This is a genomic window from Streptomyces sp. NBC_01351 (assembly GCF_036237315.1).
GTDB lineage: Bacteria > Actinomycetota > Actinomycetes > Streptomycetales > Streptomycetaceae > Streptomyces.
The window spans coordinates 3,587,272-3,610,980 of the sequence record NZ_CP108356.1 but is presented as its reverse complement, the minus strand read 5'-3'; the positions used below and the strand labels follow the sequence as shown (position 1 = coordinate 3,610,980).

Sequence of the window (23,709 nt, the reverse complement as noted above, 5' to 3'; positions counted from 1 at the left end):
ACCCCCCTGCCCACCCCCTGCGCTCCCGTCGTGAAACGCCCCGGTCCGCCTCCGCGCGGCCGGGGCATTTTGCCTTGCCGACCGGGTTGGGTAATAGATATTCTCCGGCTATGACCCTTACGTTCACCCTTGACCCGTCCGTGGACGCCGCCCTGCACGAAGGCATCCTCGACCTGTGGACGGACGTCACCAACGCGGGCGGCGCCGTCGGCTTCGTCGCCCCGGTGACCCGGGACGAGATCCGCCCACAGCTGGTCAAGCTGCTCGCCGAGGTCGCCGACGGCGGCACCCGGCTGCTCGTCGGCCACGACGAGGGCGGCGAGGTGGCCGCCACCGCCTTCCTCACCCGCAACGCGCACCGGCTCCAACTCCACTGGGTGTGGGCGTACACGGTGATGGTCCACCCGCGCCACCAGGGCAAGGGCCTCGGCCGCGACCTGATGGCCGCCACCGAGGCGGCGGCCCGCTCCATGGAGGGCGTCGACGCGATCCGCCTGGGCTGCCGCGGCGGCCACGGCCTGGAGCGCTTCTACGCGACCTGCGGCTACAAGGAGGTCGGCCGCGTCCCGGACGCCATCCGCGTGGCCCCGGGCGACGACCGCGACGACATCACGATGCTGCTGCCGCTCCGCTGACCCCGACGGGCCGGAGCGCGGGCCCGGCGTGCTTCACTGGACGGGCACAAACCAACGCAGGACGACGAGAGAGAAGGGGTCACCGTGTCCCTCAAGCCGAGCGCGACGATCCGCTACACCGCGATGCGTCTGGGGATCTTCATCGGATGCCTCGTCCTCGTCGCCGGGCTGGTCCGCCTCGGCTGGGTGCCCTCCGGGCTCGGGGACGCCAACCCCATCTGGGTCGTGCTGCTCGCCCTCGTGCTCTCCGCGCCGCTCTCCTTCGTCCTCCTGCGCAAGCAGCGCGACGAGATGTCCGTGCAGCTCTCCGGACGCGTCGCGGGTGCGAAGCAGAAGCTGGCCGAGAACCGCAGCCAGGAGGACGTGGTCGACGAGGCCGCGCGCGCGAACTCGTAGGACCCGCATAAGGCACCAGTTGCCTTCATCACACACCGAACCGCCCCAGCTCCGGGTAAACCGCCCGCAGAGCTGGGGCGGTGGTGTTTTTCCGGGGGGTCGCGGGGTCGCGCAAGGGGGCCTCGTGCGCCGCTGTCTCAAAGTGTGCCTTTGAGATTCTCAAAGGAGAAGTGTTAGCGTGTTCAACATGTTGACCACAGCTGCGCACCCGATGACCACGAGCGTTCCGCTCGTGGCGCGCCTGCACGTCGACCTCTGCCGCCGCGCGTCCGCGGCCTGTTGCTGTTGAGCTGATTCGACACGGCAGCGGTCCCGGCCGGCGTTCCTCCCCCAGGCTCCGCCTGGGAGGTGCCCCCAGCCTGCCGCCGCACCGCATCACCCCCGTCACCCCCGCAGAACCTCCCCCCTGTCTTTCGTGTGCGTCCCCCCGGAGAGTGTCCGTGTCCGCGACCCCCCAGGCCCCCGGCAGCCCCGCCAAGGCCAAGCTCAAGTTCCCCTTCTGGGCCCAGATCATCGCCGGTCTCGCGCTCGGCGTGCTCTTCGGCTGGATAGCCCGCAGCCAGGACGTCAGCTGGCTCGCCACCACCCTGGAGAAGACCGGCGACATCTTCGTCCAGCTGCTGAAGCTGGCCATCGCCCCGCTCGTCTTCTTCGCGATCCTGATGTCGATCACCAACCTGCGGAAGGTGAACAACGCGGCACGGCTCGCCTCCCGCACGCTCCTCTGGTTCATGATCACCTCGCTGATCGCGGTCGGCATCGGCATCGGCATCGGCCTGCTGACCGACCCCGGCTCCGGCACCGGCCTCACCGCCGCCGACGGCAAGGACCCGAAGAAGACCGGCTCCTGGATCGACTTCCTCACCGGGATCGTGCCGACGGACATCGTCACGCCGTTCACCGAGCTGAAGGTCCTCCAGATCGTCTTCCTCGCCGTGGTCGCCGGCATCGCCGCCCTCCAGCTGGGCGCCAAGGCCAAGCCGGTCCTCGACCTCGCCGAATCCGCCCTGGAACTCCTCCAGAAGGCCCTGTGGTGGGTCATCCGCCTCGCCCCGATCGGCACCATCGGCCTGATCGGCACCGCGATCGCCACCTACGGCTGGGAACTGATCGGCAAGTACGCGACCTTCACCGCCGACGTCTACATCGGCTGCGCGATCGTCATGTTCGGCGTCTACCCGCTGCTGCTCGCCACGGTCGCCAAGGTCAGCCCGCTCCAGTTCTTCAAGGGCGCCTGGCCGGCCATCCAGCTCGCCTTCGTCTCCCGCTCCTCGGTCGGCACCATGCCGGTCACCCAGAAGGTCACCGAGCGCCTCGGCGTCCCGAAGGAGTACGCCTCCTTCGCCGTCCCGTTCGGCGCGACCACCAAGATGGACGGCTGCGCCGCGATCTACCCGGCGCTCGCCGCGATCTTCATCGCGCAGATCTTCGACGTACAGCTGGGCATCAAGGAGTACCTGCTCATCGTCTTCGTCTCGGTCATCGGCTCCGCGGCCACCGCCGGTCTGACGGGCGCGACGGTCATGCTGACGCTGACCCTCTCCACGCTGGGCCTCCCGCTCGCCGGCGTCGGCCTGCTGATGGCCATCGACCCGATCCTGGACATGATCCGCACCGCGACGAACGTGGCGGGCCAGGCCCTGGTCCCGGTCATCGTCTCGGCCCGCGAAGGCATCCTCGACAAGGAGGCCTACGCCTCCGCCTCGGCCTCCTCCCTGGACGAGCCGGCCCCCACCACGGCCCCGGTGGCCGTCGCGGCCTGACGCCTCCTGTTCCGCGCCGCACTCGCCGCAGCCCCCGCCCCCGTCCGGGCGGGGGCTGTGGCGTGTCCGCCGCGTGCCCGCCGGCCCCTACGGCACCCGCTTCGATGGGGCCGGACGTGACATGCGACGATCACTCGTCGCTTATCACCCTGGGGGGTTCATGCCAACGACCTTGGCCTCGGCAAGACGTCCGATTTCCACCGTGCTGACGTGCCTGCTCGCCGTCCTCGCCGCCCTTCTCCTGCCGGTGGGCGCCGCTCAGGCCGCACCCGTCGCCGAGGACTGCGTCGGCGTCACCGAAGGCCGGTACGCGGGCAGCTTCGCCACGGCCGGGCAGACGCACTGCCTGGAGCTGCCGAGCCCGCAGGGTGCCCGGATCGCCGCGCTCACCTCGCTCGGCGGCGCGGGAGTGAGCGTCGAGGTCGAGGTGGTCGACCAGAACGGCACCGCCCAGTGCACCGCGGGTGTGCTCAGCCGGGGTGGCTGCACCCTCACCGGAGCGGCACCGTTTCGTGCGCTGGTACGCGCCGACGACGACACCGCGACTGGGCCGTACGGCGTCCACTTCGTCCGCACGGACGTACTCCAGAAGGACTGTCAGGTCCTGCCCGCCGGGAGCTTCGCCGACGACGCGGCTGCCGTGGAGCTGTGGACCGGCGGCGGTGTCTTCTCGCACTGCCTGACCATCCCGGCCGACGCGCACTCCACCGAGGAGCTCCTCCGCATCCGCTACGGCGTCCCGGACGACACGGAGCTCTTCCCGCGCTACGCGATGAGCGTGGTCGACACCGACGGCAACGGGCCGCCCTCCTGCTACGACCACCCCGCTCCGGGCCAGCAGCTCCGCACGGACGGCCTCACCAGCTGCTCCTTCACCGCCGGCAAGGCGTACACCGTGCTCCTGCAGGGCCAGGACGAAGAGCGCAGCCACACCCTGGTCCGCCGGGACGTCACCGCCACGGCCAAGGGCTGCACCGCCTCCGCCGCGACGGCGATCGGCGCCCCGGCCACGACCGGAACGTCCGGCCGGATCGGTAACCTGCGCTGCCACCGGGTCACCACGGCCGCCGCCACGGACCGGCTGCACATCAACCCCCGGGACGCCCACAACGGCACGAACGTGCTGGTCATGGACAACAACGGCGGCATCTCCTGCCACCAGCGGACCTGGGCGTGCACCACCACGGGCTCCACCGGCTACCAGGTGGTCACCCAGGTCCCGGAGAACTACGGCCTGGCCGCTTCCTACAGCCTTGACGCCTGGCGGATCGCCACGGCCGCCGGGCCCGCGCCCGAATGCCCCCGGATCGGATCGGTCGCGTACGGGTACGGCCCGCTGACCGGCACGCTCGACGGGCAGCGCACCGGCGTGTGCGCGGTCCTGCCGAGCGTCTCGGGTGACCAGTTCAGGCTCGTGAGCACTTCCACCGCCACGGACGGGTCCCCCGGCCCGTTGCCCGCGCTCTACGACAACGCGGGGCGCAACCTCTGCACGGGCAGCTCGTCCACGTACGACTGCCAGGGCGCCGACCAGAGCCTGTTCGTCCTCTCCCTGCAGGACTGGGCCGGCCATTCCGCCTACCGCGCGGAGCTCACCTGCACCAACGCGCCCTGTGGCTCCGAGAACGTGTCCGTCGGAACGGTCACGCCCGACACCGCGCAGAGCGGCACCGTGGCGACCCTGACCGTCCAGGGCACGGCGCTGGGCATGAGCACCACCGTCCGGCTGACCGGTGGCCCGGCGCCGCTGACGGCCACGACCGTCTCGGTCTCCGACGACGCGAAGACGTTGAAGGCGACCGTGGACCTGCGAGATGCCCCCGCCGGCAACTGGGGCATCACCGTCAGCGCGCTCAACCACGAGTACCCGCGCGGCACCCTGACGGTGACGCCGCCGCCGGCCCCCGCCCTGGGTACCTACAAGCCGATCGCGCCCACCCGGTTGATGGATACGCGTGAGGGACTGGGTGTTCCGAAGGCGAAGGTCGGTGCGGCCGGGACCGTCACGCTGCAGGTTGCGGGTGTGTCGGGGATTCCGGCGTCGGGGGTGACGGCTGTTGTTCTGAATGTGACGGCGACGGAGCCGACGGCGGGTTCTTTCGTGTCGGTGTTCCCTGCGGGTACGGTCCGTGCTGGGGCGTCGAACCTCAATTTCACGGCGGGGCAGACGATTCCGAATCTGGTGGTCGTTCCTGTGGTGAACGGGAAGGTCAGCTTCTACAACCACTCGGGGTCGGTCCACCTGATCGCGGATGTGGCCGGTTACTACACGACTGACGGGTCGGGTTCCTCGTACAAGCCGATTGCGCCTACGCGGTTGATGGATTCGCGTGAGGGTCTGGGTGTTCCGAAGGCGCCTGTGGGTGCGGCGGGGACTGTGACGCTGCAGGTTGCGGGTGTGTCGGGGATTCCGGCGTCGGGGGTTTCGGCTGTTGTTCTGAATGTGACGGCGACGGAGCCGACGGCGGGTTCTTTCGTGTCGGTGTTCCCGGCCGGTACGGTCCGTAATGGGGCGTCGAACCTCAACTTCACGGCGGGGCAGACGATTCCGAATCTGGTGGTCGTTCCTGTGGTGAACGGGAAGGTCAGCTTCTACAACCACTCGGGGTCGGTCCACCTGATCGCGGATGTGGCCGGTTACTACACGACTGACGGGTCGGGCTCTTCGTACAAGCCGATTGCGCCTACGCGGTTGATGGATTCGCGTGAGGGTCTGGGTGTTCCGAAGGCGCCTGTGGGTGCGGCGGGGACTGTGACGCTGCAGGTTGCGGGTGTGTCGGGGATTCCGGCGTCGGGGGTTTCGGCTGTTGTTCTGAATGTGACGGCGACGGAGCCGACGGCGGGTTCTTTCGTGTCGGTGTTCCCGGCCGGTACGGTCCGTAATGGGGCGTCGAACCTCAACTTCACGGCGGGGCAGACGATTCCGAATCTGGTGGTCGTTCCTGTGGTGAACGGGAAGGTCAGCTTCTACAACCACTCGGGGTCGGTCCACCTGATCGCCGACGTGGCCGGTTACTACACGAAGTAACGCCGCAGAGCACGCCACCACCGCTGCCCCTGCCCCGTCCGGGTGGGGGCAGCGGTGCGTTGCGGCCCCGCCGGTGGGTGGCCGGGGCGGCCGCCTCAGCCCAGGGTCTCGCCGCGGACGTAGGCGATCAGCCCGAGCACGATCGGCGGGGCGAGCCACCACAGGCCCATGGCCCGGCGCACGCCGGGGATGAGGGTGATGAGCAGGCCCAGCACGCTCAGGCACATGGAGATCAGGCACATGGCGGCCACACCGGCGTAGCCCTGGTGGTCCCACTCCCCTTGAGGCCCGGCGAACAGCGCCGCGAACACGGCGACGGCGTTCAGCAGGTGGACGAGCGTGAGCGGCACCCCCAGCACCCACCGCAGGCAACCCCGGTCCTCGGGCAGGTCGATGTTCTCGCGGGGCAGCCTCATTCGAGCGTTGCGATACGCACCCACGCGATCACCCCCAGGACGACCGGCGGGAGGAACCACCACAGGCCGAGGGCGCGGCGGACGGGCGGGATGAGGGTGATCAGGATCGTGCCCACGCTGAACATGATGGCGAAGATGCCACCCGCCGTCGTGCCCGCGTACCCGGAGTCGTCCCATACGCCGGCAGGCCCGTGGCTCACGATGAGGTAGACGAGGGTGGCGTTCAGCAAGTGGACCAGTCCGAGAGGCACTCCGAGTACCCAGCACAACCATGAACGCTTCCCGGACAGGCCGTTGCCATTGCTGCTGTCAGTCATCGATCAGACCGTGACCGACCGGACGTAGGCGACGGCCGCAAGCAACAGCGGCAGGATGTACCACCACTTGCCCATGGTCCGGCGGAACACCGGGGTGAGGGTGATCAGCAGGCCGATGGCGCAGAGGATGATGGATATGTAGCCGAGGTACTGGACGTCCGAACGCAACGGGTGATCGCGCGGACTCGGCCACGAACTCCAGGCCAGGTAGCAGCAGTAGACGGCGAATGCGTAGAGCAACCCGAGCGGCACGCCCAGTACCCACTGGAGGCAGCCCCGGTCCTCGGGCAGGTCGACGCTCTCGCGGCGGAGTCTCAGTCGAGCGTCGCGATACGCACCCACGCGATCACCCCCAGGACGACCGGCGGGAGGAACCACCACGGGCCGAGGGTCCGGCGGACGGGTGGGATGAGGGTGATCAGGATCGACGCCCCACTCAGGAAGAAGACGAGCAGGCATGCCAGTTCGGTCCCGGCGTAGCCCTGGGTGTCCCATTCGCCGGCCGGCCCGGCAGACACGGCGAGATAGACGACGGCGGTGTTCAGCAGATGAATGAGCCCGAGGGGAACTCCAAGCACCCAGTGGACCCAGCGGCGGTTCTTGGGCGAGTCGCTGACCCCGTGGCCGGCCGTCATCGCATCGCGTCCTTCACCTTGCCGAGGTTGTCGCCGAAATCATTGCCGTAGTTCTGGGCCTTGTCCGATTCCCAATACGGGCCGCCGTTGTAGCGGGCGGCGATCTCGCGCATCTGGCCATCAGTCAGCTGGTCGGCGGGAACGTCGCCGTATCCCGCCTCCGCCTTGATCTGAGCCAGGAAACCAGCAGCGATGAAAGCATTCTGCTTCGGGTCCTGCAGTGACTCCTCGACAAGGTCGCGCTGGTCTTCGGTGAGGTGGGCCGGATCGTAGCCGAGCACTTCAGCGCCGCGTCGTACCTGGATGGCGATCGGACCGAAAGAGGTCTCGTCGGGTGCTCCCCCCGCCCGGTCGAAGAGGTTCTCGGGGGTGATCGGGCTCAAGAAGGAATCGGCCCAGTCGCGCGCGGTGTCGACACCGTCGTCGATGATCCCGTACTGACCGCCGATCTCCTTCCAGGCGATGCCCGCGACCAGCTCTTCGGGCAGGCCGGAGTGCTGGGCTGCGGCCCGGAGGATCTCCTTGTTGTGGGAGATCCACTCGGCTCTCTCCTTGTCGTTGCCCGGCGGGTCCCAATAGTTGTCGTCCGCCTCTGGCAGCCCTGCCACCCGCATCCGGATGTCCCGCAGCGTTGGTGACATCTCGGCGTTTCCGAGCGGCCCCGTCATCTCCCGCTTCGGGCCGCTGCCCGGCAGGTGGGCCAGGGGGCTGGTGGCGGCCTCCGCCGCCTCGCGGCGCAGGTCCGCCATCGCCGCGGACAGGTCGGGCCGGTTGCCGCCGCCCTTCACCTGGAAGTCGGGCAGCAACTCGTACGCCTGCTTCAGGGCATGCACGCACGTGGCGCGAGCCTCCTGCTCGACGGTCTTCGCCAGGTGGAAGCTGCCGCCCGCCGCATCGTGGAGGCGGTTGGCCTCGTCGCGGATGTCGTCCACGTCCATCGCCAGTTCGGCGAAGAAGTCCATGACCCCGGTCGTCGCCCGCATGTCCTCCCACTGCCGCATGGGCTCCGCCTCCTGCGCGACCTTGGTGATCGCGGTGCCCTTCGTCCCGATGAGCGCGGCGAGCGCCCGCTCCGAGCGCTTGCCGTCGCGGTAGTGGGTCTTGGCGGTGGTGAGCGAGGCGGCGTACGCGTTCAGGGCACTGGCGGCCTTGTCGTAACCCTCGGCCATCTCGGTCAACAGCTGCCGGGCCTCCTTGAGGCGCGAGGTGTACGTATGGCTGTTGGCGCTCTGCCAGTCCGTACGGGTCTCCGCCCGCCCGGCCGGCTCCTCGACCTGGACCAAGAGGTCGCGCAGTCGACGGAACTCGGCGGCATTGCGTTCGACGAGGGGCGGATTGCACTCCTCAAGGAACTCGACGTCCTTGCGGTAGCTGAGCCCGCTCACTTGCACTCCGGCGGCACGTACTGACCCGATTCGAGGAGGTTGTCGAGGAACGAGCGGGCGGTGCCATCGTCCACTTGGGCGAAGCTGGTGCCGGTCGTCTTGAGGCGGGTGGAGAGGGCGGCGAACAGGGCGATCGTGTCCTTGAACTGGTCGTCGGCGAAGCGGGCGAAGCGGAGGGTTTCCGCCGAGACGTCGGCGTGGGCGCGGGGCGCCCGGGCCATGGTGCTCGCGTCGCCGTCCGGGCGGCCCTCGTGGAGCAGCGCGGCGATCTCGATGAGCAGGTTGGCGTTGCCGTTGATGGACGAGACCCCGGCCAACAGACTCCCGGCGGCGGCGCCGCCACTGCTGCCGCCGGCCTCGGGCGCGACTTGGTTGAGCCGCATGGCGGGCGACGACTGTCCTGCGAGAGCGACAGCCTTGTGCTGCGCCCACTCTGCGTCAAACGACATGGTTCCCCCCGGACTTGACCGCCATGTCCATGTTAAGGCGGGGGGATACCTGCCCAGGTCACACATGTTGTCAGTGGGCGGAGACGTGCGCCACGAATCCCGTCCAGGCGTGAGGGGCGAAGGCGAGGGTTGGGATCCGGAGGTCCTTGGAGTCGCGGACGTGGACGGTGGCGGGAGTGGTGGCCACCTCTACGCAGGAGTCGCCCTCGCTGCCATCGCTGTAGCTGCTCTTGAACCAGTCCAGCTCGGGAGCGGCGGTCACGAGGCATATCCCACGAACCCCGACCATGCGCCAGGGGAGAAGGTGAGGTGGGGCAGCGCGATGTCCTTGGAGTCGCGGACGTGGACGGTGGCGGGAGTGGTGGCCACCTCGACGCAGTCGTTGATGTCGCCGCTGTCGCTGTAGCTGCTCTTGAACCACTCCAGCTCGGACTCGTGGATCATGTCTCTCCCAGCACTTGCTCGATGAATGCGACGGACTCCCGTGGCGTGAGAGCCTGGGACCGGATCATGGCATGGGATTGCTCAAGGACCCGGACCTGCCTTGGATCAGAGACGGGGCGGCCGCTGAAGGCTCCTTCGGAGCGTCCCACCGCCGATCCGTCAGCGAACTTCAGCACCTGGATCAACCCACCCATTCCGGCGTGCTCTTCGAGGTCGGTGGGCATGACCTGGATGGTCACGTGCCGCAGCTCGGCAACCTCCAGCAGGCGTTCGAGTTGCCCACGCATCACCATTGTCCCCCCGATGCGGCGCCGCAGGGTCACTTCTTCCTGGACGAAGCACAGAGCGGGCGCGGGGCTGCGGTCGAAGATCGATCGGCGGGCCATCCGAGCGGCCAGGCCGCGTTCCACCTCCGCGACGGTCTGCGGAGGCTGCCACATTTCGAACAAGGCACGGGCGTAGTCGTCTGTTTGCAACAGCCCGTGGATGTTGTGATTGCCGTACGCCGACAGTTCGACCGCCCGGCCCTCCAGATTCACGAGGTCTCGGACCTTCTTCGGGTAGCGGACCTGTTCCATGTCCGCCTTCATGGCGGCGATCTTCCCGCCCGCGTTCAGGGCCTCGCCCACCTTGTCCAGGTATTCGGGGCGCGGGATCCGCTTGCCCGCCTCGACCTTGCGGACGAGATCCTCCCCGTAACCGATCTCCACCCCCAGCTCGGTGGCCCGCATGCCCGCCTCTTCGCGCCATGCTCGAAGCTGGCGGCCCAGGGCGGCGAGTACGGCCACGCCCTGTTCGTCCTCGGGGTCGACGTCCCAGCCCGCGTCGTCCGTACCGTCACTGTCCACGCTCATGCGCGCCCACCTCCGACGTGCCGAAATTCCTCAACGCTCTGTGCCCGCCGACCGCTCCGGACAGCCAGGACAGCACCGGACAACGGCCGGACAAAGGCCGGACGCAAGGGCGTTGCCGCTTCTCACGGTATGCAGGTGTCGCCACGCTGAGTGACGTGAATACTCAAATCTGCGACTCGGCCCGTCATTTCGGCGCCCAGCTCTCCGCCACCCCGCGCGGCGCCCGTCAGGCGCGGCAGCTCGCCGTCGAGAAGATCGCCGAATGGGGTCTCCCGACGGACGGGGCGGCGCTCGTCGTGGCCGAGCTGGCGGCCAACGCAGTGACCCACGGCCGGGTCCCCGGGCGGGACTTCCAGCTCGTGCTCACCCTCGCCGGCGGCGTGCTGCGGATCGAGGTGGTGGACACCCGTCGCGACCGGGTCCCGGTTCTCCGCGGCGCGGACGGGGGTGCCGAGGGTGGGCGTGGTCTGCTGCTGGTGGACGCGGTCGCGGACCGGTGGGGCGTGGACCGGCGGCTGCCGCCGTGCAAGGCGGTGTGGGCGGAGCTGGACGTGCCCGAGGGGCGGGGACACCATGACGCGGGGACCCGCGACCCGGTTCGCTCGGACGTAAACCCTTGAAATTCCGGGGCTAAATCCAACCAACCCCACCCCTCCGGCTCCCCGTAACTCACACGGGTGAACTGTGCCAACTGGGCTGGATTTCAGACCGGTTGCCGGGCATATGCTCGCCCCACAACAGCAGACATGAGACGGCCCCCGGCGGGACTGGCATCCCGGGCGAGGGCCTGACCAACTAGGAAGTAAGCAGGCTTCCCAATGGCTCTTCAGCAGCTTAGCGCGGGCTCCCGCGCCTCGTCCCGTGTTCGCGCCGGGACCGCCCAATCAGGTGTCGTCCACGTCAACGTCCGGCACGCCGATCACTACACCGTCATCGGCAACCACCTCGCCCAGCACCGTGAGTTGTCGCTGACCGCGAGGGGGCTGGCGCTCTACATCCAGTCGCTTCCGGCCGGTGCGAAGGTCGGCATCAAGCGGCTCACCGACCGGTTCCCGGAGGGGGAGGTACGGATCGCCTCCGCCCTGCGGGAGCTGGAGGCGTACGGGTACCTGGAGCGCAGCCGCGTACGGCTGGCCGGCGGGCAGGTGGTCACCCGCACGGTGTCCTACAACCGCCCGCGCGGGGTGCCGCCAGTGGCTCCGCCGCAGGTGGAGGAACGTGTTGCGGGGCCGGTGGCCGTGCCGGAGCCGGTCCCAGTGCCGGTCCCGGTATCGGCGCCGCTCTCCGAGCCCCCATCCGCGCCGGTCCCGGTACGCATCCCGGAGCCGGAGCCGGAGCCGGAGCCCGGGCCCGTGGTGGAGGCCGCATCCGTACCCGCACTCGCAGCCGACCGCCCCACCACCCGGGTACGGAAAGAGGCCGAGGACCTGCTCGCGCGGCTGCGGGCCGACGACCCCCGGCTGTTGCTCGCGGAGGCGGCGGTGAAGCAACTCGCGCCCGGGGTGTCGGCGTGGCTGGACCGTGGGGCGGATCCCGAGGCCGTACGCCATGTCCTGGCCAGCGACCTGCCCGCCGATCTCCGCCGCCCGGCGGGCCTCATCGCGCACCGGCTCAAGACGGGGCTCCCGCCCCGGATGCCGTCGGCGCCCCTCGCCCGGCCGGTCCGCCGCCCGGACCCGCTCCAGAACTGCGACGGCTGCGATCGCGCCTTCCGCGCCCCCGAACCCGGCCGCTGTCGCGACTGCCCGCCCGTGGCCGCCTAAAGGTTGCTGCGGCGTTGTCCTCCTCCTCCCCGCGCAGGAGTGGGCGTCTGGCTCGTCTGCGGTGCGGGACGATCAGTCCGGTGCCCAGATAAGCGCCGTCCGCGATGACGGTCGTCCCGGCCGCTGCGGCCGGCCGGTCCGATGCGTCCCGGCAGACGTGGACATCGGCCTTGTTGCCTGGTGCCGGCCAGGCGCTCGCGACGACCAGGCGGCTGTCCGCTTCGATGATGGCCTGCACGTTCGCCGAGAACCGGTAATTGCGGGAGGACGCGGCGACCGTTCGGTCGCGGACCGGGATCAAAGGACCCTGTCCGGCAACGGCAGGCACCACGGACGGCCGCCACCGGGACCGTTACCGCCCTGTTCCCGTACCACCTTCACCAACTTCTCGAACCGGCCCATCCGCAAGCCGGTGAACGTCTCCACCGACAACGACTCAGCCCGCAACACCCCACCCGTACACGAGGAATGCCCCATAAGGTCATCTCCAGTAGTACAGGCACAGCAGGCAGCGAGGCCCCTGGCCATGTATGACACCGATTCCGGAATCCGCATCCGGCCCGGCAGGTGTTTCTCCGGGCTGCACCATCCAGGGGACATTCGCTGTACGCGTGTCCAATTCTGCGGAAATCTCCTTCCGGTTGAGGAAAATCACTGACGCGGGCGACTTGCCGACTTCGCTGATGGGTAGTGGCCGACGATCAACGTGACAGGAGGGATTGACTGAATCGACGGTGGATCGCCACATGGACGGAGATAGTCGATCGGCTCAGTATTTATCATATATTCCTTGCTGCATATTGATTGATTCCGGCGACATCGCCCGAGTGAATCGTCACGGGGGTCAGGTGCCTGCGTAATATGCCGTCCACAGAAGAGGCGATTCCGTTAGACGAGGAACGCCGGACGCCACCACCCCCACAGGAGTTGGCTCCTCGATGACCCTGAACAATCCCGATGCGCCGCAACGGCGCGCAATGACGGCCTGGATCGCGGGGGTACTCACCCTGCTGGTCGCCGTTGCCGTTTTGGCAGTGACGCCTACACGAGCAAATGCAGCAACAGCCGTAGAGCTGGGTACGGCGGAAAGCTTCGCGGTACTGGCCGGTTCGACGGTCACCAACGCAGGTGATTCCGTGGTCACCGGAGACGTCGGTGTATCTCCGGGTACGGCCGTTACCGGATTCCCGCCCGGGACGGTGGTGGACGGGACGATCTACACGGGCGAGGCGGCAGCAGGAGCGAAGGCCGCCCTCGGCACGGCGTACGGCGACGCCTTCGGCCAACCCACGGAATACGACCTTGACGCGCAGCCCGTGACTCCCAGGCTGTTTCCGGGCACCTACGCCGTCGAGTCCGGTCTCCTGGTCAACGGTGTCTGGACCCTGGATGCCGAGGGCAACCCCGATGCCGTCTGGGTGTTCAAGGTTCCTGCGGGCCTGACAACGGCCTCCGGGAGCAGCATTGTCCTTCAAAACAGTGCCCAGGCGTGCAACGTGTTCTGGGTGACCGACGAATCGGCGACGCTCGGATCCGGCTCCTCCTTCGTGGGCACCCTCATGGCGCTCACCGCGATCACTGTCAATAGTGGGGCGACCGTCGAGGGCCGGGTGCTGGCCCGCACCGCGGCCGTGACCCTGAACAACAACGTGATCACCAGGCCGGAGTGCGAAAGCACCACCACCAGCACGACGACGACGGGTGAGCCCGCGTCCTCGACGACGACGACGGGTGAGCCTGCGTCTTCGACGACGACGGGTGAGCCTGCGTCTTCGACGACGACGGGTGAGCCTGCGTCTTCGACGACGACGGGTGAGCCTGCGTCTTCGACGACGACGGGTGAGCCTGCGTCTTCGACGACGACGGGTGAGCCTGCGTCTTCGACGACGACGGGTGAGCCTGCGTCTTCGACGACGACGGGTGAGCCTGCGTCTTCGACGACGACGGGTGAGCCTGCGTCTTCGACGACGACGGGTGAGCCTGCGTCTTCGACGACGACGGGTGAGCCTGCGTCTTCGACGACGACGGGTGAGCCTGCGTCTTCGACGACGACGGGTGAGCCTGCGTCTTCGACGACGACGGGTGAGCCTGCGTCTTCGACGACGACGGGTGAGCCTGCGTCTTCGACGACGACGGGTGAGCCTGCGTCTTCGACGACGACCGGTGAGCCCGCGTCCACCACGACGACCGGTGAGCCTGCATCCACCACGACGACCGGCGGGCACGACGACTGCGACTACCCGGGGAAGCCGGGGAAGCCGGGGAAGCCGGGTCACCACGACAAGCCGGGGAAGCCGGGTCACCACGACAAGCCGTGGTGGCCGGGTCACCACGACAAGCCGGGCAAGCACAACGTGCACGAGGTGTGCCCGCGCTGAAGGTAAGAGGGGTGGCGCGCGGCGGATCATCATCAATTCCGTCGCGCGCCGCCCGCGGAAGCAGGACCAGCAGGTGCGAGTCGTCAGGATGGGGAAGGACCGGGTGGGGCCGTGCTGAGCGGTGCTGAGTCGACAAATGTGAAGTATCCGCAGCGGACCGGCGCTGAGCCGGCAGCGCAGGACAGTGGCGGGGGACCGGGTAGCGCCCGTGGGATTTCAGGGCCACCCCGCCTGCTGACCGCGGGAACGGGAGCCGCGGTGGCCCTGTGTCTGGCAGTGACTGTGATCCATGTGCTCCTGGTGTTTCTGTTCGTGGCGCCCCCGAGCTCCATCTCGCAGGCGTACAACCAGCAGATCAACGCGTGGGTCCGGCCCTTGTTCGAGCAGAACTGGCGTCTCTTCGCACCGAATCCGCAGTCGTTCAATTGGCAGATCTCGGCGAGGACCAGGCAGACGGCGCCGAACGGCACCACGCAGGTGAGCGGCTGGATCGATCTGAGCGCCATGGATGATTCCGCCGTCAAGCACAGCGTCTTTCCGAGCCATACGGCACAGAACATGCTGCGCCAGGCTTGGAGTGCCTACCTCAAAACGCACGGCGGCGACGACCAGTCGCGCTCGGAGCGGGCTCTGATGCTCCAGAAGTACCTGCGCAACGTCGCAGCGGACCGCGTCGCCGCCCAACGTGGGGGCACCTTCGACTCGATCCAGCTGCGGGTGATCACGCTGCCCATCGCCCCGCCCCGCCCCGCAGCAGGCGAACGCCGCCCGGCCGCCGCAGCGCCGGCGCGGGCCGAAACCCGGTATCTGCCCTGGTGGAAGGTGGCCTCGCATGGAACGGACTGAGCAGGCAGCGGTCGCGGCGCCCTCAGCGTCCCGAAGCATCACCGAGCGGGCGGCCGTACCCATGCCTCAGCGTGTGTTCGACCGGGTCCATGCGTTCCTCGTCTTCCTGACCGAGCGGCCGGTCTCCCTGTACGCGGCGGCGGTGCTGCGCATTGGATACGGTCTGCTCTATCTCGCTTTCCTGCTCCGAGAGTTTCCACACCGCGACGAGATGTGGGGCCCCGGTTCACCGTGGACGCCCGAGCTGGCCAGACAGATGTTCGACCAGAGCGAGTGGGCCAGTGTCCTCATGCTGTCCGACAGCCTGGTGTATTTCGAGGTCTGCTACGCGATGGCTCTCGTCACGTGTGCGCTGTTCTTGCTGGGCTGGCGGACACGCGCGATGTCCGTGCTGTTCGCGATCGTGGTGGTGTCGTTCCACGCCAAGGCGATCTACATGGCGGACGGCGGGGACAACCTCATGGTCCTCATGGCTGTCTACCTCGTCTTCACCGCGTGCGGCCGACGCTGGTCCCTCGACGCCCGCAGGGTCCGGCTCCAGGCGTCGGCGGGCAAGACCGCAGGCCCGCGGGGCGGCGATCTCCGGCACCATCTCGGCGACGCCCGCACCATCTTGACCACCGTGCTGCACAACTGCGGCATGTTCGTCATCGCCGCCCAGGTCTGCTTCCTCTACGGATGCGCGGGCCTGTACAAGATCCAGGGCTCCAAGTGGGGCGACGGCACCGCCCTCCACTACGTCCTGAACATCGACCTGTTCCGGCCCTGGCCCGAGCTGTCCCAGGTGATCGCCGGCCATCACGTGCTCATTGCCGTCGTCGGCTATCTGACGGTGCTGGTGCAGGTCGCCTTTCCGTTCGTCCTGTTCAGCAGGCTCAAATACCCTGTCCTGGTTCTGCTGCTGGGCATGCATGTGAATATCGCGGTGCTCATGGGACTTCCACTCTTCTCCGGCGCGATGATCGTCGCCGATGCCGCATTCCTGCCGGACCGCTTTTACCGGGCCCTGGGACGGCTGTGGCGGCGCACCTTCCAGCGCACAGGTGGTACGGGAGCGGAAGCCCCGGTGGGGAGAGTACCCGCTGCGGTACCGCCGCAGCCCTCACCGAAGTAGGGGGTTAACGGTCCGGGTTCCCTCGCATAGGGGAAGGGAGAGAGCAGGTGGCTGTGCCGCCTGGTAGGCGATGGCGGTTTTTCGCAACAACCCGGTAGATGCCACGTGCCATCCAGTTGACGGGCGGCAGCCGAAGAACCACCCCGAGCAGCCACCAGCGCCTTCGTCCGCACATCAGCACGGCGGACAGGGCGCGCGGTCCCCCGTAGACCTTGCCGCCGACCGGGCTGATCCAAAGGACCTCGCGGTCGGCTCTGTCTTCGGTGACATTCAGGGCGGCGAGGTCGGCGTACTGCCAGGGGACGAATCGCACACGCGGCTGAATGGTGCGCCGAGCAAACTCGATTGTTCTGCCACAAAAACCGCAGTCTCCGTCAAACAACAGAATGGGCTGGCTTGCCATCTGGGCTTCCCTTCATCGACGGGCTGCGTTGAAGGACTTCAGTGTGCGGTGATCAAAAGCCGATTGGCGAGCAACACGACCTACGGAGCGTCCACTGATCCGGCCGACGCCGGAGAGTGGGCCGTACATGAGCGCTCCGGCACCGACGGACCCGGCCACCGGGCTATCGGGGCGGATTCGGGACGACCTTCAGCGCCGGCCGCCCGCCTCCACCAGTTGTTGGATCTCGCGGCGGAGCGTGGTGCTGGAGACGTGCGTGGTGTACGGCAGGTAGACCACCTCCACGCCCACGGCGGCGAAGTCGCGCTCCCATTGGGCGCCGCGCTCGGTGCCGCGCCAGTCGTCGCCCTTGAACAGGCGGTGGAAGCCGACCCGCTGCCACGCGTCCAGCTTTTCGAGGGTGGCATCGGCGACGGCCTCGTCGACGTACCGGATCGCCCGCACTATCTCCAGCCGCTCGTGGAACGGAACGACGGGAGGGCCCCCCTTGTGCGTGGCGACCTCGTCGAGGAGCACTCCGGCGACGAGGTGGTCGCAGTGGGACCGGGCCTGCCGGAGCAGGTTGAGGTGCCCGACGTGGAAGAGATCGAAGACACTGGACGCGTAGCCGATGATGCGAGACACGGATTTCCTTGTGGCTGTGCCGTTTGCCCCGGTTGCGGCGAGGCGGCCTGATCGTAGATCAGGGGTGCGGGTCGCTGCGTCGGCTGTCCACGGGTCAGGCATCAGGAGTCAGGCGGCGCCGCTGGCATCCGGGGCGATGAAGCGCCGGTAGAGGGGGGCGAACGTCACCTGGGGCTCGGTCGTGATGCCCAGTTCCCCCTTGACCACGGGTGCGACCCTGTCGGCGATGAACCGCGTGAAGTGATCCTCCGTCTCCCAGACGTCGGCCACGTGGAAGCCGTCGCCGTCGAACCAGCCCATGTGCATCACGAATCCGTCCGGAGAGTTCTCCTCCCAGCCCACCCGGGTGCGCGCCGCGTCGTACACCTCTGGCGTGATCTCGGGCCACACGAAGGTCATCACGATTGCCATGGGAGTTCCTCTCGAGGACTCGGTGCGCCGCGGCCTGTGCGGCACGGCAGTACGACGCTAGGCAGGTCGGGCCGGCCGGGCACTTCGGAGCAGCCATTCGGAGCAGGTCGCCTCGCGGCAGGGAGCGCTGCCGCGCCGCCGTGTGGAGGGGGCCGGCTGCCGCCGGCTACGCGGAGTGCCGTGTCGTGAAGCGGTCGATCGTGGCGGCGGAGCCCGGGGGGAGCTCGGCCAGGGCGTCCCGGGGGAGGGTGGCGAGCGTGGCCGACAGGTCGGCGGCGAGGTCGGGGAACGGGGTCCACGCCGAGGTCGGCCGGTCCAGGGCGGCGAGCAGCAGGTCGCCCTCGTAGAAGTACGCGTCGAGCAGCGGGTCGTCGAGCAGCAACGCCACCGCGAGCGGAAGGACGTAGGGGAGCGCCACGTCCTGGGCGAGCAGGGTGCGGAGGTCTGCCGGCGTGAGGGTGGACAGCGGGCGGCGGCGCAGGGCGTGGACCTTGGTGACGAGGGCCGTCGCGTCCGGGGGTGCGGGTGGCCAGGGAGGGGTGTCGAGCTCGTCGAGGGTGCGGTCCAGGTGGAGGAGGCGGGGGTGGGAGCAGGGGCGGGAGCGGGAGCGGGGCATGTGGACATTGTGGGTGGCGCCCGGCCGGTCTGGGAGAAGTGGTGAATATCGGGTGCAGGGGGGTGGCCAGGGGCGATTGTCGATACATAGATTACCGGCGGTAACCCCTGTGTCGAGCCGAGGAGAGCACACCCATGGAAGCCGAGCCGACACTGGTGGAACCCGTCAAGACCGTGGTCGACGGGGTAGTGCGCGAGGTGTACGTGCCCGCGCTCGCCGCCATGCCGGAGCGGGGGTCCCTCGGGGACATTCCGTTCGAGAACGCCCGGCAGGCCCCCGGTGAGGCGGTGCTCGCGCGGAAGGAGCGGGACGGGACCTGGCGCGACGTCACCGCCGCCGAGTTCGCGGCCGAGGTGCTCGCCGTCGCCAAGGGGCTGATCGCCGAGGGGCTGCGCGAGGGCGACCGGCTCGCCATCATGGCCCGTACGACCTACGAGTGGACGCTGCTCGACTTCGCCGGCTGGGCCGCCGGGCTGGTCACCGTACCGATCTACCCCACGTCCTCGGCCCTGCAGGCGCGCTGGATCATCCAGGACTCCGGCGCCGTCGCGTGCGCCGTCGAGGACACCGTGCAGGCCCGGATGATCAGCATCGAGAGGGCCAACCTGCCCTGGCTGGCGCACCTTTGGTCGTTGGACACCGGTGCGGTGGGGCGGCTGGTCAAGGCCGGGGAGCACCTGCCCGACGAGGTGGTGCACCAGCGACTGGTCGCCCGTACGCCGGAGTCCGTCGCGACGCTGATCTACACGTCGGGGACCACGGGGGAGCCGAAGGGGTGCGTGATCACGCACGCCAACTTCTTCGCCGAAGTCGACAACGCGGTGGAGCTGCTGCACCCCGTCTTCAGGGCGGCGACCGACGACCCGGCGTCCACGTTGCTGTTCCTGCCGTTGTCGCACGTCTTCGGGCGGATGGTCGCCATCGGGTGCATGCGGGCGCGGGTGAAGCTGGGGCACGCGCCGAGCATTCGTACCGAGGACTTGCTGGAAGACCTCGCCGGGTTCCAGCCGACCTTTCTCCTTGCCATTCCCTACGTCCTGGAGAAGGTCTACAACACCGCCCGCGCCACCGCCGAGAAGATGGGCCGCGCCTCCTCCTTCGACCGGGCCGCCCGCATCGCGCGCAGCTTCGGCGAGTCGGTGGAGGGCAAGACCCCCGGGCTCGGGCTGCGGGCGGCGCGGGCCCTCTACGACCCGCTCGTCTACCGGCGCATCCGGGCCGCGCTCGGCGGGCGCGTGCGGTACGTCCTGAGCGGCGGCTCCCCGCTGGGGCGGCGGCTCGCCGCCTTCTACACGGGGGCCGGCATCGAGGTCTTCGAGGGGTACGGCCTCACGGAGACGACCGGCGCCAGCACCGTGAGCCCGCCGCAGCGGCCGCGGCTCGGCACGGTGGGCTGGCCGCTGCCGGGCACGTCGGTGCGGATCGCGGACGACGGGGAGGTGCTGCTGGGCGGGCGGCACGTCTTCGCGGGCTACTGGAACAGCGGGCAGGGGGTCCCATACGGGAGCTGGCTGCCGACCGGGGACATCGGGGAGCTCGACGCGGACGGGTACCTCACCATCACCGGCCGCAAGAAGGACGTGATCATTACGTCCGGCGGCAAGAACGTGGCCCCGGCCCCGCTGGAGGACTGGCTGCGGGCCCACCCACTGGTCGGGCAGTGCATGGTCCTCGGCGACAACCGGCCGTACGTCACCGCGCTCATCACCCTGGAACCGGACGGGCTGGCGCACTGGCGGCAGATGCACAAGAAGCAGGACGTGCCGATGCGGGTGCTGGTGGAGGACGAGGAACTGCGGGCGGACCTCCAGCGGGCGGTGGACGACGCGAACCGGCTGGTGTCGCGGCCGGAGTCGATACGGCGGTTCGCGGTGCTGCCGGGGGAGTTCACGGAGGCGCGGGGGCACCTGACGCCGTCGCTGAAGCTGAGGCGGGGCGCGGTTGCGCGGGACTACGCGGACCGGATCGAGGCGCTGTATCGGGCGTAGCCGCCCGGCGAGGTGCGCCCGGGTGCCGTTGGGGTGGGGCGTGCTTATGGTGGGGTGGCCGGTTCGGTTCGGGGGGGTTGCCCGAGGAGGGTTTCGTGCCCCGTGCCCGTATCGCTGCGCTCGGCGCCCTCGGCGCGCTCGTGTTGGCCGCCCTCGGGGCCGCCCCCGCGCCCGGGGGGCTTCGGTGGGGGGCGTGTCCGGAGGCAGGGGTTCCCGACGGGATGCGCTGCGCGAGCATCGACGTGCCGCTGGACTACGAGGGCAAGGCCGCGGGGAGCGTCCGGCTGGCGCTCGGGCGGATACCCGCCACCGACCAGCGGCGGCGCATCGGCTCGCTGGTGCTGAACTTCGGCGGGCCCGGCGCCCCCGGCATCGCGACCCTTGCCGGGGATCCCAAGGCGTTCGCGGAGCTCGGGAAGCGTTATGACCTCGTCGTCTTCGACCCCCGCGGTGTCGGCCACAGCGAGCCCGTTTCCTGCGGCGGCTCCCGGCCGCCCGAGGAGGAGGGAGGGGACGCTGCCGCGCAGCTCGCCGCGCTGCGGGCCGTGGTGCGGCGGTGCGAGTTGGCTTCCGGGCCCGTGCTCCCGTACATCGGGACCGTGAACGTCGCCCGCGACATGGACCGGATCCGGCAGGCCCTCGGCGAGGACAAGCTCGATTTCCTCGGCTTCTCCTACGGGACCCGGATCGGGGCGGTGTACGCCGCGCTGTTCCCGCAGAGGACCGGCCGCATGGTCCTCGACGGGGTCGACACGCTCACCGAACCGCTCGCCGAGCAGGCCCTCGTATCGGCGCGCGGCCAGCAGCGGGCCCTCGACAACTTCCTCGCCTGGTGCGCCCGCCGGCACGGCTGCGTCTACGGGACCAACACCCGCAGCGCGAAGGAGGAGGTCGCCGCCCTCGTCGAACGGCTCGACAAGCAGCCGCTGATCGGCCACGACGGCTCGTACTTCACCGGGCAGGACGCGGTCGACGCGATCGGCGCCGCCCTCTACTCGCAGAACACGTGGCCCGAGCTCGCCGACGCGCTCGCCCTGGCCGAGCGTCGCCGCGACCCGGCCGGGCTGCTCCAACTCGGCGGTCCGGAGGGGCAGTACCGGAGGAGCGATTCCGGTGCGGTGCCCGCCGACAACGCCGAGGCCGCGCTGACGGCCGTGAACTGCGCCGACGATCCGGAGCGGTTGACGGTCAAGGGCAAGTCCCCCGGCGCCGTCGCGAAGGAGCTGGACGAGATCCAGGACCGGCTGCGCGGGGAGTTCCTCAAGGCCTCGAAGATCTTCGGGCCGAACCAGCTGCTGACCGTGCTGTCCTGCTACGGCCGCCCCGCGGGCACCGACTTCATCCGCAGGATCGACCGCCCCGGAGCCCCGCGGATGCTCCTCGTCGGCACCCGCGGCGACCCGGCGACCCCGTACGAGTGGACGGAGGAGACGGCGGAGCGGCTCGGCTCGGCGGTGATCGTGGACTTCAAGGGCGACGGGCACACCGGCTATTCGGCGTCGAGGTGCGTGCAGGGGTACGCGGACCGGTTCCTGATCGACGGCCGGCTGCCGTCCGGGACGCGGTCCTGCCCCGCCGTGGGGGCACCCCCAGCGGTAGCCGGGGGAGAGTGACCCGGCGGGCGGTCCGTGACCGACGGCGGCGCGGGAGCGGCGCGTGGGAAGATCCGCTCCTCAGGCATCGGAGGCACCGGCGTGATGGTGATCGCGGAATTACTGGCCAACTTCCTTCCCGGGAAGGTCAAGACCCGGGGCGGCCATCTGCTGTCCGCCCTGCTGATGGCTCTGATCGTGGGGCTGGTGACGGCGGGGCTGGGACACTTCTACGGCCGGGACTGGGGGACGGCGCTGACCTGGGGCGCCGCGCTCGCCGCCGTGGTCGCCGCGGGATACGCGCTCGCCTACCCCTTCATGCGGAACCGGCTGACCGGCGAGGGCTGAGCCCCCGCCGGAGCCGGCCGTGATCCGAAACGGACGGCCTAGCAGTTGGAGTGCGTCGAGCGGCCTGCGAAACGGTCCGCCAGCCAGTTGCCGGCCGCCAGGGACTGGGTGATCACGCCGCTGACGTGCTCACCGATCCAGATCGTGTCGAATTCGAGGTTCGCGCCCTTCGCGCACCAGTCGGAGCGCAGGGTGCGGCCGACTCCGTACGGGATCAGCTCGTCGGCGAGCGCGTGGTACTGGTAGACCGGCGCGGCCGGGGCGGTCCGTCCGAGCTTGCTCTGGTTCAGGCGGGCCCGCCAGTCCGGCTGGGCGAGCGGGTCGCGCGTGGTCAGGTCGGAGATCCGCTTGAAGGAGCCGGCGATGGCGTCGATCGCGACGCAGTGTTCCTTCATGCCGGAGACGAGGAGCTTGCCGACGGGGTTGAGGTAGGAGTCCAGCTTCAGTTCGGGGAAGGCGGCGTCCTGGCCGGCAGCCGCCATGAAGATGAGCCCGGAGCCGTAGGAGCCGTTGTTGAACTCGGCCACCTTGAGGAGATCGGCCGGGACGCCGCCGGTCGCCGTGCCCTTCACGCGGAGCTCGGGGGCGTACGAACCCTGCAGCTCGGCCGCCCAGCTGCCGGCCTGGCCGCCCTGCGAGTAGCCCATGATCCCGACGGGGGCGTCGGCCGACAGCCCGGCCTCGGGGAGGCGGATGGCGGCGCGCGCCGCGTCGAGGACGGCGTGCCCGGCGGAGGGGCCGACGGTGTAGGTGTGGACGCCCGGGGTGCCGAGGCCCTCGTAGTCGGTGACGACCACGGCCCACCCGCGCAGGGTGAGTTGCTGGATGAGGTTGGCCTCCATGGAGGTGCCGTACGGGAGGTTGTTGCTCGGCGCGCAGGAGTCGCCCATGCCGACCGTGCCGACGGCGTACGTGATGAGCGGGCGCGGGCCGGTGCGGCCGTCCTGCGGGACGATCACGGTGCCGGAGACGACGTTGGGGGCGCCGTCGGCGGTGGTGGAGCGGTAGTGGACCTTCCAGGCCTTGGTGTTGGTGGGCTGGCCGGGAAGGGGGTGGAAGGCGGAGGGGGCGCTGGTGACGATGTCGCCGGGGGCGGCGGCCTCCGTGGTGGCGGCCTCCGTCGTGGCTGCGGTCGCGGTGGTCGCGGTGGGGATTCCGGCCGTGATGGCGGCCAGGGCGGCCACGGTGGCGAGGGCGGTGCTCCGGAGGTTTCGGATGCTTCGGACGCGCATGGGCGGCTCTCCCGAGGTTCCGTGTGGGGGCAGGTGAGGAGACGGTAGTGACCGACCGGTAGGAAGGTCGTT

At 69.4% G+C, this 23,709-nt stretch carries 26 protein-coding genes and 1 pseudogene; 12 read left to right on the top strand and 15 right to left on the bottom strand.

All coding sequences use genetic code 11. The features are described 5' to 3' along the window. Positions 1-110: 110 nt before the first annotated feature. The 4 genes from OG625_RS16360 (at position 111) to OG625_RS16345 (ending at position 5,822) form a co-directional block, all read left to right on the top strand. Positions 111-635: a GNAT family N-acetyltransferase gene (locus OG625_RS16360; RefSeq protein WP_329381022.1), complete on the top strand. Its 525-nt coding sequence runs from the start codon at positions 111-113 to the stop codon at positions 633-635. 84 nt (positions 636-719) lie between these two features. Next, complete coding sequence (locus OG625_RS16355) at positions 720-1,031, top strand: DUF4229 domain-containing protein (protein WP_329381020.1); 312 nt, start codon at positions 720-722, stop codon at positions 1,029-1,031. A gap of 434 nt (positions 1,032-1,465) precedes the next feature. Further along, positions 1,466-2,794 (top strand): dicarboxylate/amino acid:cation symporter, encoded by a 1,329-nt coding sequence (locus tag OG625_RS16350; RefSeq protein ID WP_329381018.1) that lies wholly within the window; start codon positions 1,466-1,468, stop codon positions 2,792-2,794. Between the two features lie 202 nt (positions 2,795-2,996). Next, complete coding sequence (locus tag OG625_RS16345; protein WP_329381016.1) at positions 2,997-5,822, top strand: hypothetical protein; 2,826 nt, start codon at positions 2,997-2,999, stop codon at positions 5,820-5,822. Positions 5,823-5,917: 95 nt separating this feature from the next. On the opposite strand, the gene OG625_RS16340 is transcribed toward OG625_RS16345, so the two are convergent. From OG625_RS16340 to OG625_RS16300, 9 genes are all read right to left on the bottom strand, one after another. Then, positions 5,918-6,238 (bottom strand): hypothetical protein, encoded by a 321-nt coding sequence (locus OG625_RS16340; protein WP_329381015.1) that lies wholly within the window; start codon positions 6,236-6,238, stop codon positions 5,918-5,920. After that, positions 6,235-6,555, bottom strand: a complete 321-nt coding sequence (locus OG625_RS16335; RefSeq protein WP_329381013.1) for a hypothetical protein — start codon at positions 6,553-6,555, stop codon at positions 6,235-6,237. The genes OG625_RS16340 and OG625_RS16335 overlap by 4 nt, the downstream gene beginning before the upstream one ends. A gap of 3 nt (positions 6,556-6,558) precedes the next feature. Next, entirely contained in the window at positions 6,559-6,897 is a 339-nt protein-coding gene (locus tag OG625_RS16330) for a hypothetical protein (RefSeq protein WP_329381011.1), read from the bottom strand. Beyond that, positions 6,870-7,190: a hypothetical protein gene (locus tag OG625_RS16325; RefSeq protein WP_329381010.1), complete on the bottom strand. Its 321-nt coding sequence runs from the start codon at positions 7,188-7,190 to the stop codon at positions 6,870-6,872. Before OG625_RS16325 ends, OG625_RS16330 begins: the two co-directional genes overlap by 28 nt. Beyond that, positions 7,187-8,575 (bottom strand): hypothetical protein, encoded by a 1,389-nt coding sequence (locus OG625_RS16320; RefSeq protein ID WP_329381007.1) that lies wholly within the window; start codon positions 8,573-8,575, stop codon positions 7,187-7,189. The genes OG625_RS16325 and OG625_RS16320 overlap by 4 nt, the downstream gene beginning before the upstream one ends. Further along, complete coding sequence (locus OG625_RS16315) at positions 8,572-9,024, bottom strand: hypothetical protein (protein ID WP_329381006.1); 453 nt, start codon at positions 9,022-9,024, stop codon at positions 8,572-8,574. Before OG625_RS16315 ends, OG625_RS16320 begins: the two co-directional genes overlap by 4 nt. A 70-nt stretch (positions 9,025-9,094) precedes the next feature. Beyond that, positions 9,095-9,286: a DUF397 domain-containing protein gene (locus OG625_RS16310; RefSeq protein ID WP_443067723.1), complete on the bottom strand. Its 192-nt coding sequence runs from the start codon at positions 9,284-9,286 to the stop codon at positions 9,095-9,097. Further along, a complete protein-coding gene (locus OG625_RS16305) occupies positions 9,283-9,468 on the bottom strand; it encodes a DUF397 domain-containing protein (protein WP_329381002.1) in 186 nt (61 codons plus the stop codon). Before OG625_RS16305 ends, OG625_RS16310 begins: the two co-directional genes overlap by 4 nt. Further along, a complete protein-coding gene (locus OG625_RS16300; RefSeq protein ID WP_329381000.1) occupies positions 9,465-10,322 on the bottom strand; it encodes a helix-turn-helix domain-containing protein in 858 nt (285 codons plus the stop codon). Before OG625_RS16300 ends, OG625_RS16305 begins: the two co-directional genes overlap by 4 nt. Before the next feature lie 155 nt (positions 10,323-10,477). On the opposite strand from OG625_RS16300, the gene OG625_RS16295 reads away from it, so the two are divergent. Then, on the top strand, positions 10,478-10,942 hold the full coding sequence (locus OG625_RS16295) for an ATP-binding protein (protein ID WP_329380998.1): 465 nt from the start codon (positions 10,478-10,480) through the stop codon (positions 10,940-10,942). A gap of 198 nt (positions 10,943-11,140) precedes the next feature. Continuing rightward, positions 11,141-12,085, top strand: coding sequence for a helix-turn-helix domain-containing protein (locus OG625_RS16290; protein ID WP_329380996.1), 945 nt, complete (start codon positions 11,141-11,143; stop codon positions 12,083-12,085). Here OG625_RS16290 and OG625_RS16285 read toward each other — a convergent pair. Beyond that, positions 12,069-12,562 (bottom strand): annotated as a pseudogene (locus OG625_RS16285) (IS5/IS1182 family transposase); the annotation flags it as partial. The gene OG625_RS16290 and the pseudogene OG625_RS16285 sit on opposite strands and share 17 nt — an antisense overlap. 461 nt (positions 12,563-13,023) lie before the next feature. On the opposite strand from OG625_RS16285, the gene OG625_RS16280 reads away from it, so the two are divergent. The 3 genes from OG625_RS16280 to OG625_RS16270 all read left to right on the top strand — a co-directional run bounded on the left by OG625_RS16280 (position 13,024) and on the right by OG625_RS16270 (position 16,423). Next, positions 13,024-14,463 (top strand): ice-binding family protein, encoded by a 1,440-nt coding sequence (locus OG625_RS16280; RefSeq protein ID WP_329380994.1) that lies wholly within the window; start codon positions 13,024-13,026, stop codon positions 14,461-14,463. 282 nt (positions 14,464-14,745) lie between these two features. After that, positions 14,746-15,309: a DUF5819 family protein gene (locus OG625_RS16275; protein ID WP_329380992.1), complete on the top strand. Its 564-nt coding sequence runs from the start codon at positions 14,746-14,748 to the stop codon at positions 15,307-15,309. Positions 15,310-15,370: 61 nt separating this feature from the next. Then, positions 15,371-16,423, top strand: a complete 1,053-nt coding sequence (locus tag OG625_RS16270) for an HTTM domain-containing protein (protein ID WP_329390716.1) — start codon at positions 15,371-15,373, stop codon at positions 16,421-16,423. A 4-nt stretch (positions 16,424-16,427) separates the two neighbouring features. On the opposite strand, the gene OG625_RS16265 is transcribed toward OG625_RS16270, so the two are convergent. From OG625_RS16265 to OG625_RS16250, 4 genes are all read right to left on the bottom strand, one after another. After that, the gene (locus OG625_RS16265) at positions 16,428-16,826 is read right to left on the bottom strand and encodes a thiol-disulfide oxidoreductase DCC family protein (RefSeq protein WP_329380990.1); all 399 of its coding nucleotides are present in this window, start codon (positions 16,824-16,826) and stop codon (positions 16,428-16,430) included. Between the two features lie 189 nt (positions 16,827-17,015). Next, complete coding sequence (locus OG625_RS16260; RefSeq protein ID WP_329380989.1) at positions 17,016-17,450, bottom strand: adenylyltransferase/cytidyltransferase family protein; 435 nt, start codon at positions 17,448-17,450, stop codon at positions 17,016-17,018. Positions 17,451-17,558: 108 nt separating this feature from the next. Continuing rightward, on the bottom strand, positions 17,559-17,861 hold the full coding sequence (locus OG625_RS16255) for a hypothetical protein (RefSeq protein ID WP_329380987.1): 303 nt from the start codon (positions 17,859-17,861) through the stop codon (positions 17,559-17,561). Between the two features lie 166 nt (positions 17,862-18,027). Then, a complete protein-coding gene (locus OG625_RS16250) occupies positions 18,028-18,477 on the bottom strand; it encodes a contact-dependent growth inhibition system immunity protein (RefSeq protein ID WP_329380985.1) in 450 nt (149 codons plus the stop codon). Positions 18,478-18,611: 134 nt separating this feature from the next. On the opposite strand from OG625_RS16250, the gene OG625_RS16245 reads away from it, so the two are divergent. The 3 genes from OG625_RS16245 to OG625_RS16235 all read left to right on the top strand — a co-directional run bounded on the left by OG625_RS16245 (position 18,612) and on the right by OG625_RS16235 (position 22,405). Then, positions 18,612-20,465: an AMP-dependent synthetase/ligase gene (locus OG625_RS16245; protein ID WP_329380984.1), complete on the top strand. Its 1,854-nt coding sequence runs from the start codon at positions 18,612-18,614 to the stop codon at positions 20,463-20,465. Positions 20,466-20,560: 95 nt separating this feature from the next. After that, positions 20,561-22,078 carry an alpha/beta hydrolase gene (locus tag OG625_RS16240; protein WP_329380982.1) on the top strand — a complete coding sequence of 506 codons (1,518 nt, stop codon included), beginning with the start codon at positions 20,561-20,563 and terminating at the stop codon, positions 22,076-22,078. A gap of 81 nt (positions 22,079-22,159) precedes the next feature. Beyond that, entirely contained in the window at positions 22,160-22,405 is a 246-nt protein-coding gene (locus OG625_RS16235) for a hypothetical protein (RefSeq protein WP_329380980.1), read from the top strand. Between the two features lie 38 nt (positions 22,406-22,443). On the opposite strand, the gene OG625_RS16230 is transcribed toward OG625_RS16235, so the two are convergent. Further along, on the bottom strand, positions 22,444-23,637 hold the full coding sequence (locus OG625_RS16230; protein ID WP_329380978.1) for a lipase family protein: 1,194 nt from the start codon (positions 23,635-23,637) through the stop codon (positions 22,444-22,446). Positions 23,638-23,709: the final 72 nt, after the last annotated feature.

Bases quoted from the DNA above. Each gene is read 5' to 3' on its own strand.
- OG625_RS16360 (WP_329381022.1), top strand. From the start codon at position 111: ATGACCCTTACGTTCACCCTTGACCCGTCCGTGGACGCCGCCCTGCAC.
- OG625_RS16340 (WP_329381015.1), bottom strand. From the start codon at position 6,238: ATGAGGCTGCCCCGCGAGAACATCGACCTGCCCGAGGACCGGGGTTGC.
- OG625_RS16335 (WP_329381013.1), bottom strand. From the start codon at position 6,555: ATGACTGACAGCAGCAATGGCAACGGCCTGTCCGGGAAGCGTTCATGG.
- OG625_RS16325 (WP_329381010.1), bottom strand. From the start codon at position 7,190: ATGACGGCCGGCCACGGGGTCAGCGACTCGCCCAAGAACCGCCGCTGG.
- OG625_RS16315 (WP_329381006.1), bottom strand. From the start codon at position 9,024: ATGTCGTTTGACGCAGAGTGGGCGCAGCACAAGGCTGTCGCTCTCGCA.
- OG625_RS16305 (WP_329381002.1), bottom strand. From the start codon at position 9,468: ATGATCCACGAGTCCGAGCTGGAGTGGTTCAAGAGCAGCTACAGCGAC.
- OG625_RS16300 (WP_329381000.1), bottom strand. From the start codon at position 10,322: ATGAGCGTGGACAGTGACGGTACGGACGACGCGGGCTGGGACGTCGAC.
- OG625_RS16290 (WP_329380996.1), top strand. From the start codon at position 11,141: ATGGCTCTTCAGCAGCTTAGCGCGGGCTCCCGCGCCTCGTCCCGTGTT.
- OG625_RS16280 (WP_329380994.1), top strand. From the start codon at position 13,024: ATGACCCTGAACAATCCCGATGCGCCGCAACGGCGCGCAATGACGGCC.
- OG625_RS16270 (WP_329390716.1), top strand. From the start codon at position 15,371: ATGCCTCAGCGTGTGTTCGACCGGGTCCATGCGTTCCTCGTCTTCCTG.
- OG625_RS16265 (WP_329380990.1), bottom strand. From the start codon at position 16,826: ATGGCAAGCCAGCCCATTCTGTTGTTTGACGGAGACTGCGGTTTTTGT.
- OG625_RS16255 (WP_329380987.1), bottom strand. From the start codon at position 17,861: ATGGCAATCGTGATGACCTTCGTGTGGCCCGAGATCACGCCAGAGGTG.
- OG625_RS16250 (WP_329380985.1), bottom strand. From the start codon at position 18,477: ATGCCCCGCTCCCGCTCCCGCCCCTGCTCCCACCCCCGCCTCCTCCAC.
- OG625_RS16245 (WP_329380984.1), top strand. From the start codon at position 18,612: ATGGAAGCCGAGCCGACACTGGTGGAACCCGTCAAGACCGTGGTCGAC.
- OG625_RS16230 (WP_329380978.1), bottom strand. From the start codon at position 23,637: ATGCGCGTCCGAAGCATCCGAAACCTCCGGAGCACCGCCCTCGCCACC.